The sequence below is a fragment of the Candidatus Neomarinimicrobiota bacterium genome (genome assembly GCA_022573815.1).
GTDB lineage: Bacteria > Fidelibacterota > SORT01 > SORT01 > SORT01 > JACZTG01.
In genome coordinates this window covers 1-8,985 of the sequence record JACZTG010000045.1, presented here as the reverse complement: position 1 = coordinate 8,985, position 8,985 = coordinate 1, and the positions used below count along the sequence as shown (strand labels likewise).

Here is an 8,985-nt window from a genome sequence, read left to right as displayed (position 1 = left end):
ATTCTTGACCATCTTGTACCTATAGACCAGCTGTCTTTGAATTGAGTTGCCATTCCATCAGGACTAAATCGAAAGAGATGGTCGAAATTCGCTCCCTTGTTTTCAATATTCTGTTTGAAGATATCAAAATTTATTTTGTCTTTTTTACTTTTCGGATCAATAACATAAGTTAATTTGCCCTGAAATGACTTTCTGTCAATCTGATTCATTGACTGGTATTTCCATTCTGATTGTGGTAAAACATCGGTTACATTTGTCGTTACAGAAGGATTATACACGGTTTTTCCATATAAATGTCCCTCATCATGAAAATTCCTGCCGGATACGTAAAATGTAAGATGTTCTCTAAATATAGGTATCGGACCACTTAAGCTACCTTTTAAGTCAAATATTGCTGTAGGACTTCTATCGTCGATATTTTCGAAAATATCGTTGTTTCCCGTTACGTAATCGCCAATATAAGATGAAATTTGACCTGTATATTTTTGCCCCCCTTCTTTTGTTACCACATTTACTACACCGGATTGAACCTGTCCATATTCGGCATTGAATGTGCCACTTATAATTTCCATTTCTTGAATAGCGTTGTTCTCTACCTGAAACGCTAAATCTCCTGAAAACACATCGTTTACCGGAATTCCATCCACAAGGTAAAGTACTTCTCCTCCTCTACCGCCCCTAAAATGTCCATCGACTACTCCTGCCTGAAGATTTACTATTCCCAAAAAATCGTTTACAGGTAAAACCGCTATCTGCTCGGCTGAGACAGAAACCGAAGAAGATGTTAGATCCATACGGACAAGCGGCGCTTTTCCGATAACTGTAACAACCTCTCCCGATTCTATCGCCTGGACACCCATGTCGAAGTTTATAGTTGTGGTTAAGTCAATTGTTACTCTGACGTTTTCATAATCAACCGCTTGATATCCTATCATCCTGGCCGTCAGGGTATATGTCCCCGGTGGTATGTTCAGGATTATAAAATTCCCCCCGAAATCGGCGGCTGCGCCCATTCCGGTACCCTTTAATATCAGATTTGCTCCCGGTAACGGTTGACCGGTTGTTTCATCTAATACCCGACCCACAATCTTACCGGTCGTTCCGGCAAAGGAGACATTGCATATTGCTAAAGTAATGGAGATATATGCTATTATTAACTTCATGATATTTACATGTTTTTGATTAGAATGCATTTTGGCAAATATGGAGAATCCGTCAGCATGAATTCTTATTTCCATGCTTCTGGATTCTCCTGATATATTTGCCTTCTACTCTTATTTAAGGAACAGCATCTTCTTTGTTAAGGACAAATCACCGGTTCTTAAGCGATAGAAATAGATTCCACCACTTACAATTCTACCGGATTCGTTCGTGCCATCCCACTTAATCTCGTACGTTCCTGCGGAATGTTGAGTATCAACCAATGTCCTCACTCTTTGTCCGAGCATATTGAAGACATCTAATTTGACACTTCCACTCTTAGGAACACCATACACAATTGTTGTGGATGGATTGAACGGATTTGGATAATTTTTCAGTAATTCAGCACTTTGCGGTAATCCCGAAATAAGCTCGGGTTCATCCGAAACGCTCACAACCGCTCCGCTGGTAGATGATGGAACTGCCGTCATACTAAACTCATCCCAGTAAGTTGTGCCTTCAAAGAAATTGAAGTAACGCGCCCTCGCGCTGAAAGCTATAGCTTCATCCGGTGGATTAAATACGGCAGCAAACGTTGTCCAATCAAATGTATCTGATGGAAGTTTAAACCGAAAGTCTGCTCCGGATACTTCATTCCAACCGGAATCAGGATCAACGGATCTGTGCCATGTAACGGTGAATCCGACGGCGTTACTCGGATTAGTATTTGCTAGCTCCGAGTTTACGCTAACAGCTTTCATTTTCGCACTTAATAGGACAGAACCTGATCCCGGTAGCAGCGCGAAATCTGACATAAACACAACTTCATCATTATCGCTGTCAGCTTCGACAAGGATAAGGGATTTTGTTCCCTCGGAGGCGAACGCATCAGATTGAGAGGCTGTAACCGGAGGATCACCCGGTGTAGACCATGTTGCGCTCCCCGATGAGAATCCGTCCCACCAGTAGAACCAACCGGTTGGGGCATCCAAATTCGCGTTAAAGAAATCACCTGCCCATCCGTCTCCGGTTGCCCTAACAAATATATCATCCAACCAGGCAGTACCGGTTGCTCCACTACCGAACTTGAATTCTACTATTACAGAATCAATCCCTTGAGCTACGCTGAGTGCGGATGCATTCTTTAATTCCATCCAACCTGTGGATGTGGCTGTACTCTGGTCAACTTCGAGAACAAGCGGTCCTGCCAGTAAATCCACTCCTCCGTTATAAAATGTGAAACTTAGCGTGATCTTATCAGCAGGTGTAGCGGGACTTGTATTTACACCTGAGGTTTTAATCCAAGCGCCCACTTCCATATCAACATTTGCTCCGGCACCTACCGCCCAATAATTATAGATATTGGCGCTATTCCAGGAATCTGTGCTGCCGGATGTTGAAGTTAATTTTATCGAGTAATTCGGAGTACGTGCCTCGTCGGTTGCCCATGTGGCTGTACCACCGGTGCCGGGATTCGCCGACCAGTAATTGGGACTGCCCGCTTCTAAGCTTGGGCTTGGAATCGCATTTCCCGTACTTAGGTCCATACTTGGAATATTTCTCATCTCAAAATCATCCCAAAAAGTTGTGCCCTCGAAGAAATTAAAATACCTCGCTCGGACACTTGCTGCAATTGCCAAGTCCGGTGGATATACAACTGTGGCAAATTGCGTCCAGTCAAATGAAGCTGCCGGGAGGTTAAACCGATAGTCCACGCCTGATACTTCATTCCAACCGGAATCAGGATCAACGGATTTGTGCCAAGTTATTGTAAATCCGACTGCAAAACTCGGATTCGCATTTGCTGAGTCTGCGTTTACGAGATTTGCTTTCATCCAGGCGCTTACCAGCAGCGGCTCACCTGGTGTAATTGCAGCGAAATCGGTCATAAATACAACTTCGTCTCCATCACCGTCATTTTCTGTGAGTTGCAATGAAAAATCACCACTATGTGCTTCGGCAGTAGTTGCGCTCGCGGTAACCGGACGACCACCCGGTGTATCCCATGAGGCGCTTCCCGATGAGAATCCATCCCACCAGTAAAACCAGCCGGTCGGGGCATCTAAATTCGCGTTAAAGAAATCGCCTGCCCACCCCTCTCCGGTAGCCCGGATGAGTATATCATCCATCCATGCAGTACCAGTAGCTCCACTGCCAAACTTGAATTCGACAATTACAGAATCAATTCCTTCTGCCACACTCAATGCAACTGTGTTTTTCAATTCCACCCAACCGAAAGAGTTAGCTACACTTTGGTCAACTTCAAGCACAAGAGGCGCACCTAATAAGTCTACTCCTCCATTATAGAAAGTGAAACTTAAAGTTATCTTTTCATCATCAGTGGCAGGGTCTGTGTTTACGCCATTTGTTTTAATCCAAGCGCCCACTTCCATATCCACATTTGCTCCGGCGCCCACTGACCAATAATTATAAATATTGGCGCTTACCCAAGAATCTGTACTACCCGATGTTGAAGTAATCTTCAGCGAGTAGTTCGGAGTACGTGCTTGGTCTGTTGCCCATGTGGCTGAACCGCTTCCGGGATTCGCAGTCCAATAATTGGCTGTAAGTCCTTCAAACCCTGGATTCGGAATCAGGTTTTGTCCAATAGCCGGCAAAGCGGTTAAGAACAAAACCAACGTAAATACTACTGTTAGTATTCTTTTATCCATCTCATTCCTCCATGTAAATTGTTGACTGTTTACCTTTTTCTATTGATACTTTTTCTTTTTCGAATCCTATCTCGAAAAGTTTCACTTCTTTTGAACCCATGCTAAATCTAAATGAATTCTCTTCGAGAATAACTTCCCCCTCGAAATCCATTTGTATGCATGATTTTATTTTTTTCATTGAGTAAATAGTAATTTCTTCTTCATCCCATGAATGATTTATCGCATATGCATGAATAATTCCTGAATTATTAAGAAGAATTCCGAGTTCCACATTCTTATTGTCTTTCATAAGAGGAGGTCTTATTCCTTTAGCCGCACAAATTGCGGAATAAAATTTATATAAAGGCTGACGAGCTGAACCATCAATAAGAGTCGAAGAATAATGTTCTAAGGGATATGTAGAAAATATTACCTTGCCTTCACCAATTTCGTTCAACAAAAGCGCTGGTCGGTTGTTATCGTCAACAGCAATCACTTCGGCTGTCGTAGTTACCACGGGACAAAAAGCTGCGTCCCTTGTAAGATTTTCAGTCAGGAATTCTAACGTATCGCCCTCACTTATATTTCCAAAATCTTTGACAAAAGTGATTTTGACCTTTTCTTTTGGAAGATCCACTAAACCAAATCTTAAATTGTGCTTCGCCCCGAACAATTCTTCAAAAAGGTGAATCCATCCGTCTGACGAATATGATACATAGAGCCATCCGCCTTTCTCTACAAAATTAATTAAACTCCTCCAATATGGAGATGTGAGCCTCCGGATAGTAGGAGCGAATATTATTTCAGAATCGGCTGGTACTTTTGGACGACTTTTCATATCTAAAACATTCCAATCTATTGTTTCCTCGAAAAGAAAATTAGGATTAATTCCTGCCTGTTTTAAGCCGACCATTGTTTGCTTATAATTGTTCTTCATTTCCTTCCGGTCGTCCGGAGTGTATTGATATTCGTGGTGATAGTAACTTGGAATTAAAATAGAAACCGGATCTTCATGGATTATTGTTTTTGAAAAATCTATTTTGCTAACACGCTCATTGAATGTAATGAACTCTTTTCCACTTGGTTTAACAGTTCCGTCAATTCGAGTAACACCAAACTGCAATTCGAAACTTCTGTGAGAGTACGGTCGTTGATATTCGAGATCGAAATCCGAATAACACCATCCAAGCGAACCTACTCCACCGTTAATAAAAACACTGTTGAGAGTAGTTCTGAAATATGCCCCCTGATTTTCCTCGGAAGCCATAGTGTTTGACGCTCCGAATTCTTCAAGCATTGCAGGTTTTCCCAATGCAGTAGCCATTTTGATTGCGAATGCCGGATTGTATGAATGCCTAAGATTATCGTTCTCGAACGGATAGATATGAGGACCGATAAAATCAATATATTCTAATAAATCTGTCAGGTGCCACTCAGTGGCTTTTCCCCAAATTTCAGGACTCCAGGCTCCATCTCCGGGGCTGATAGGTTTCGTGTCGCCCGTTGAACGAACAGCCTTAGTCATTCGTGCGACCCATTTAGTAACACTTTCTCTTGGTCCGTTTCCGCCATGATTCGGCATTTCATTGGAAAATAGCCAACCTATTATCGCTTTATGGTTATTAGCATAATTGACTACTTCTTGAATCAGCATTGATTGCTTTTCTAACATATATTCATCTTCGTACAAGCTTCTACCGTCTCTCCAGGGGAAATCCCACTCCTCACCTGACATATGACCCACAAAAAAAGTGGGAATGGTAGAAATATCCTCCTCCAAACATATGTCGAGAAACGTCAGAAACCGTTTCAGTATTTTTTCCTCAACTTTATCCGGCGTGGGCATTAGATCTGGTATATATAAAAACGACCTGTTAATGTTCATACCCATTTCTTTCATTTGCCTTAACTCTTTCCTAATCTCTGCCGGATCCCATTTAGACCACATTAATGGTCCTGTCTTTCTTGGCCAGTAATTTACTCCTGAGAGATAAATCTTTTCTCCCTTAGCATTTTTAAACAACAAATTATCAGAAATAGTCAATTTCCGGCGTTCTTTCACCTCCACACGAGCCCCTTACCATAAGTTTTGTTGAAACAATTTTAGTTTTAAACGGCTGGTCAGGATTCTCCAGCTGGTCAACAAGCGATCTAACCGCTTCTTTTCCCATTTCCGCTTTATATATATGAACCGTGCTTAAATCAGGATCCAAATGCGTACTATGGTTGACATCGTCAAAACCCATTATAGCTATATCCTGAGGTATCCTCAATCCCATCTCTCTTATCGCCTTATAACATCCTGCTGCCGTGGCATCATTACAGGCAAATAGAGCGGTGGGAGGATTTTCCATATTTAATAATTTAAGAGCGCCTTCTCTTCCAATCGCCGGAGACGCTTCCTCTTCGTCAAGATAGGATAGTTTATCTATATCTTTTAATTGGTCTCCATGATGTTCGAACATTACCTGGCGATAGCCTTCATACCTCTCCTGAATGCTCGGATGAGTAGATGATCCCGCAACAAATCCTATCCTTGAATGCCCAACCGAGATCAGATGTTTCACCGCTTCTATACTGCCGGCTAAATTATCAATTAATACATGATTCGTCTTAACTGAAGGCAATTTAAAATCTACCAATACGCTCGGAATTTTTCTCTCATTGATAAACTTCAATAATCTTTTTGGCGCTCTTCCGGCAACTATTATTCCATCAATACTTCTATCAAGTAAGAATCTCGGTATATCTTTCGGAAAGTCGAATGGTTCCTTTACTCTGCTCAGTAGAGTATAAAAACCTTGCTGCGCTGCCTCAAATTCCGCACCCAACAATATTCTGGTATAGAATGGTTCCGATACCCTAAAAAACTGCTCTGTCAGCACGAATCCGATACTGCCTCCTTTTGCGAGCGCAAGATTTCGCGCTGAATGTCTTGGATGGAAATTAAGTTTTTTAATAGCCTCTAAGATTTTTCGGCGGGTATCAGGCGCCACATTTGCCCTTTCGTTGATTACCAATGAAACGGTGGATTGTGCCACACCTGCCTTTAGCGCTACATCTTTTATTGTGTAATACATCGAATCGCTCTAACCGTATAAATGAATGCTTTATATACTCTTTATCGTTATAATTAACTTATTATCGAACCGCTTCGATAAATATAGCTGAATCATCGCTTCTTGTCAAGCAAAATTATTCAGCTAAATAGTACCGTATTTAGTAAGAATATGGTTTTTAAAAATCTATCCGAATCCTGTTCTTTACACAGATGAAGCCAATATAGCCGTACCTAAACTATTTATCCCATCTTCCAATGTTACCGCTTGTCGATGCTTGGGATCGTCAATGGATTGAATAAAATCTAACAGTAATTTTTTTAGCGATCCGGAATACACCTCGGTTTTATTTTCAGACAATTTGAAAGTTGCTTTAATCATCTCTCTCACCTCGTATTCTATGCCACCGGACTTGATCTTATCGGAATTGCCGGATTTCTTAGTAACAACGGATCCCCATCCCTTCGGTCTTGATTCATCTTTTATTTCGCGGATAGGCTGTCTTTCGATAATCGACAGATTAGGAATATTAGTTAATTCCTCGATGGAGCTGTCATTGACGAGGGCGTTTATCTTCCCTGACAGGGGTATCCATCCATTTATTTCAATTTGCGCTAAATCATAAATTAATCTGATTGAAGTATCCTCAAATATACCCGGTCTGGCAAAAGAATGGTAAAATGTGGCGAGCAGACCGTTTTTATACTTCACATTTGCCAGCGCCCTATCGGCTTGCTTGGAATTTCGATTAGTACCGGTACCGGTTACCTGCTGAGGTTCCGATCCGGAAATGTGACTAATCAGATCAAAAAAATGTGTTCCATGCTCAATAAAAATACCTCCTGAAATTTTCTTATCCCAAAACCAGTGTTCGGCATTTAAGGACTCGTCCTGAGCGTAGTTTTCGACTACGACCCTTCTCAATGTACCGAACGGCAGCGATTTATTCCATTCTGTGAGAACATCTACAATGGGATTAAACCGCAGCATATAATCAACTGTCGCTCTCATATCGGTTTTATCACGAATTGAGATAATTTCACGTGCGTCAGCTATTGATAGAGCAATTGGTTTTTCTATGATAACGTGCTTACCCGCCTCCATCGCCGCACATGCTATTTCCGTATGAGATGATGGTGGAGTAGCGATAGCAATTATATCAATTCTCTCATCTGATATTAGATGCTTCCAGTTATCATAAAATCGAAGTTTGCCGCTCGGAAGTGTTTGGCTGCGCGAATCAGCTACTGAAACGATCTCCACTCTGTCCAAAGCTGACCAGGCATTATACAAGAAATTTCCAAATCCGCCGAAACCTATAATGCCTAATTTATATTTATTTTTCATAGATTAAGAGTGAGATAGAGTCCATTATACGATTGAATAAATTTATATACTGATTCCCCTTTCATTCAATGCCGCTATAAGACTTTTAATTGATTTGTATTGAATTCCGTCCATACCTATCTTTTTAGCGGCAATTATATTTTCAATCCTATCGTCAATGAAAAGGTGTTGCGAGGGCAATTTTGATGTAGCGTGCATTAACTTTTCAAACGCTTTTATATCGGGTTTTACTGTCCCCATTTCATATGACAGCACCGTGTGATCAAACAATCCGATAATCGAATAATTGTCTTTAATATAATCGAAGTGGACAGGGTTCGTATTTGAAAGAATAGCCAATTTATATTTTCTTGAAAGAGATTTGATGATTGTATTAATTCCATCGTCTCCTGCTTCAATGGCATCGTTAGAGAGACTTATAAATTCATCGAAAGATAGTTCAATTCCAAGGTGATTCACGATCTTTTCGTGGAAATTCAGTGCACTTAGCTTTCCAGTCTCAAAATTTTGCAACAATCCTGTAAAGTCAGTCTTGCCATTGAAAGTGTTTTGTAATTTTCCGGAATTGTCGAATAACACACCTAATGGTGTATCCAGGTTCACGTTCACCACAACACCACCGAGATCAAACACGATTACTTCAATCATTATTCTTTATCAAATTACTCTTAACCCAAATATTGTGTTATTTTCTATATTGGTAATCATCTCACAGGACATTTTATCGTTTAAAGCTTTCAAGTGCATTAAAAATATTTACTCAAATTCCCATAATCAATGTAATATTA

6 protein-coding genes are annotated in these 8,985 nt (G+C 40.9%); all 6 read right to left on the bottom strand.

Annotated features, from left to right (window positions below):
* Positions 1-1,238 (bottom strand): carboxypeptidase-like regulatory domain-containing protein (locus tag IIB39_10885; protein ID MCH8929203.1); only part of this gene is annotated, 1,238 nt, incomplete at its 3' end.
* Positions 1,239-1,274: 36 nt separating this feature from the next.
* Entirely contained in the window at positions 1,275-3,812 is a 2,538-nt protein-coding gene (locus tag IIB39_10880; GenBank protein MCH8929202.1) for a T9SS type A sorting domain-containing protein, read from the bottom strand.
* Between the two features lies 1 nt (position 3,813).
* Entirely contained in the window at positions 3,814-5,853 is a 2,040-nt protein-coding gene (locus IIB39_10875) for a cellulase family glycosylhydrolase (GenBank protein MCH8929201.1), read from the bottom strand.
* Complete coding sequence (locus tag IIB39_10870) at positions 5,822-6,871, bottom strand: LacI family DNA-binding transcriptional regulator (protein ID MCH8929200.1); 1,050 nt, start codon at positions 6,869-6,871, stop codon at positions 5,822-5,824. Before IIB39_10870 ends, IIB39_10875 begins: the two co-directional genes overlap by 32 nt.
* Positions 6,872-7,054: 183 nt before the next feature.
* Entirely contained in the window at positions 7,055-8,197 is a 1,143-nt protein-coding gene (locus tag IIB39_10865) for a Gfo/Idh/MocA family oxidoreductase (GenBank protein MCH8929199.1), read from the bottom strand.
* Positions 8,198-8,239: 42 nt separating this feature from the next.
* Positions 8,240-8,845, bottom strand: coding sequence for an HAD-IA family hydrolase (locus tag IIB39_10860; protein MCH8929198.1), 606 nt, complete (start codon positions 8,843-8,845; stop codon positions 8,240-8,242).
* Between the last annotated feature and the right edge of the window lie 140 nt (positions 8,846-8,985).